The sequence below is a fragment of the Leucobacter sp. M11 genome (genome assembly GCF_035726885.1).
Classification (GTDB): domain Bacteria; phylum Actinomycetota; class Actinomycetes; order Actinomycetales; family Microbacteriaceae; genus JAPFRB01.
Genome location: NZ_JAPFRB010000007.1, coordinates 49,663 through 52,132, shown reverse-complemented (window position 1 = coordinate 52,132; position 2,470 = coordinate 49,663). Strand labels below are relative to the sequence as shown.

Here is a 2,470-nt window from a genome sequence, read left to right as displayed (position 1 = left end):
TCGCCGACGGCGCGCTCGGGAAAGGTCCAGAGCTCGGGGCTGATCGGCTGCGTTGACTGGCTCATGTCACGTCCTCACTCGCTCGGCAGCGCGCAGCCGCACCGGGGTCGCCCGGGGGTTGCGTTCGCGCTCTTCTTCGCTGGCGAGCTCGGCCCCTCGGGTGAGGAGCCGGAACTCGGGCCGGTGCTCAGGGAGCTCGACCGGCAGACCCGCGGGGGCGGTGGAACGGGTGCGCTCCGCGAGGGCGCGCTTCACGAGGCGATCCTCGAGGGACTGGTAACTCATCACGACGATGCGGCCGTCCGGGCCGAGCACGTCGAGCGCGGCCGGGATCGTGCGCTCCAGCACGCTCAGCTCCTCGTTGACCTCGATGCGCAGCGCCTGGAAGACGCGCTTGGCCGGGTGGCGGAGGTTGCGGACCGCCGCGGGGGTGGCCTCGTTGAGGATGTCCACGAGCTGCCCCGAGCGAACGATGGGCTCGACCTGCCGGGCGGCGATGATCGCGCGGGCGTAGCGGCCGGCGAGCTTCTCCTCGCCGTAGCGCTCGAAGATGCCGCGCAGCTTCCCCTCGCCGTAGCTCGCGAGGATGTCCGCGGCGGTCGTGCCCGCGTCCTGGTTCATGCGCATGTCGAGCGGGGCGTCCTGCGCGTAGGCGAAGCCGCGGTCGGCCTCGTCCAGCTGCAGGGAGGAGACCCCCAGGTCAAAGAGGACGCCGTCGACGTGCGCGAAGCCGCTCGCGGTCACGGCCTCGGCGATGCCGTCGTAGACCGTGTGGACCAGGTGGACGCGATCGCCGAAGGGCGCGAGCCGCTCCCCCGCGATGCGCAGGGCGTCGGGGTCGCGGTCCAGGCCGATCAGGCTCAGCTCCGGAAAGCGCTCCAGCATCGCGGCGCTGTGGCCGCCCATGCCGAGCGTGCCGTCAACGACGACCGCGCCGGGCCGGCTGATCGCCGGGGCCAACAGCTCGATGCAGCGCTCGAGGAGGACGGGAATGTGGATCTGGTGATCTTCGCTCATGTGCAACCGGGCTCCTCTCCCCTGAATCCCCTCCACACAGACCTGGCGCCGGGGAAGTGGCGTCAGGGCGGCTGGCGGGGAATCACGGGTGAGGCTCAAAAGAGTCCCGGGATCACCTCCTCTTCGATTTCGGCGAATGCGGTTTCTTGTTCGGTCAGGTACGCCTCCCACGCGGCGGCGTTCCAGATCTCGGCGCGGCTCCCCGCTCCGATGACCACGAGTTCCCGACCGAGGTCGGCGTACTCGCGCAGCCCAGCGGGCACGGTGACCCGGTTCTGCTTGTCGGGCGTTTCCGCGTGTGCCCCGGAGAGGAACACCCGCAGGTAGTCGCGGCCCTGCTTGCTCGTGATGGGGGCGGAACGGATGCGATCGTGCATCTCCGCGAACTCGCGCTCGCTAAAGACGTACAGGCATCGCTCCTGGCCCCGGGTAATCACCAGGCCATCGGCGAGCTCGTCTCGGAACTTGGCTGGCAGGATCACGCGCCCCTTCTCGTCCAACTTGGGTGTGAACGTGCCGAGGAACATGATCCCTCCCTTCTCTCCCGATCCGGCCCTGGCCACCCACTTTACTCCACTTTGATCCACAAATCCGGAAATAAGTCAAAATAATCAATATCGGCAACGATCTCTCCCTAGAAAACATTGGGATCGCCGAAGTGGAGGGAAATGGAGCGGTTTTGGGGAAAAGTGGGCACAAAAAAGGGCCGGTTTCCCGGCCCTGATTCCCCCTCGGGGGCGTCCCATTTCTGGACGTTGTCTGGACGACGCGCCTAGCGCTCGCCTTCCTGTCGTTCTTCCCAGCGGCGCGCGGCGCGCTCGCTCAGGGATTCGACGTTGCGTTTACGGTCGGCCTCGCCGCCCTGCCCACGGTTGGACGTCTCGGTGACGGTCTGGTTCCGGGGCGAAAAGATGTAGAGCACTCCGCCGAGCATGGCCGCGAAGCCAATGACGCCGAGCCACAGCATGTTCGCGATGACGCCGCCCAGCAGGATCCCGATGCCCAGGAGCACCAGCAGGATCCCGATGACGATCGCGCGATAGTTCGGCCGCCGCTGCACCCCCGGGGAGGTTTCCAGCACGTCGGACTCACTGCTGTAGAGGCTCCGCTCCATCTCTTCGAGCAGTCGTTGCTCGCGTTCAGAAAGCGCCATGACGGCCTCCTCCACTCAGTAATAGCTGCCCCTCCAGTCTAGCCCCCGGGAAGGCGGGTAGGCTAGGAACGTGCACGAAACCTCCCGAATCGCAGGGCTTCTTCAGGAACGCATCCATGATCACCTCGATCGCCACGCGAAAACGCTCATCCCACTCGGCCCCGACGCCGTCTCGCTCGTCGACGCGGCCCGGCAGTTCCAGCGCGGCGGAAAACGCTTCCGCGCGCAGTTCGCCCTCTGGGGGCACCACGCGGTCACCGGGCAGGCCGCCCCCTCCGCGGTCGAGCCCGTGGAAGACCG

At 67.4% G+C, this 2,470-nt stretch carries 3 protein-coding genes and 1 pseudogene; 1 reads left to right on the top strand and 3 read right to left on the bottom strand.

The features are described 5' to 3' along the window. Positions 1-66: 66 nt before the first annotated feature. The 3 genes from rsmH to OOT08_RS18140 all read right to left on the bottom strand — a co-directional run bounded on the left by rsmH (position 67) and on the right by OOT08_RS18140 (position 2,170). The gene (gene rsmH / locus OOT08_RS18150; RefSeq protein WP_325094286.1) at positions 67-1,017 is read right to left on the bottom strand and encodes a 16S rRNA (cytosine(1402)-N(4))-methyltransferase RsmH; all 951 of its coding nucleotides are present in this window, start codon (positions 1,015-1,017) and stop codon (positions 67-69) included. A gap of 95 nt (positions 1,018-1,112) precedes the next feature. Continuing rightward, positions 1,113-1,544 carry a division/cell wall cluster transcriptional repressor MraZ gene (gene mraZ / locus OOT08_RS18145; RefSeq protein ID WP_325094285.1) on the bottom strand — a complete coding sequence of 144 codons (432 nt, stop codon included), beginning with the start codon at positions 1,542-1,544 and terminating at the stop codon, positions 1,113-1,115. 245 nt (positions 1,545-1,789) lie between these two features. Beyond that, positions 1,790-2,170, bottom strand: coding sequence for a DUF3040 domain-containing protein (locus OOT08_RS18140; protein WP_325094284.1), 381 nt, complete (start codon positions 2,168-2,170; stop codon positions 1,790-1,792). A 70-nt stretch (positions 2,171-2,240) separates the two neighbouring features. On the opposite strand from OOT08_RS18140, the pseudogene OOT08_RS18135 reads away from it, so the two are divergent. Next, positions 2,241-2,470: pseudogene (locus OOT08_RS18135) on the top strand (hypothetical protein); the annotation flags it as partial.

Coding starts and splice junctions, on each gene's coding strand:
- rsmH (WP_325094286.1), bottom strand. CDS start 1,017: ATGAGCGAAGATCACCAGATCCACATTCCCGTCCTCCTCGAGCGCTGC.
- mraZ (WP_325094285.1), bottom strand. CDS start 1,544: ATGTTCCTCGGCACGTTCACACCCAAGTTGGACGAGAAGGGGCGCGTG.
- OOT08_RS18140 (WP_325094284.1), bottom strand. CDS start 2,170: ATGGCGCTTTCTGAACGCGAGCAACGACTGCTCGAAGAGATGGAGCGG.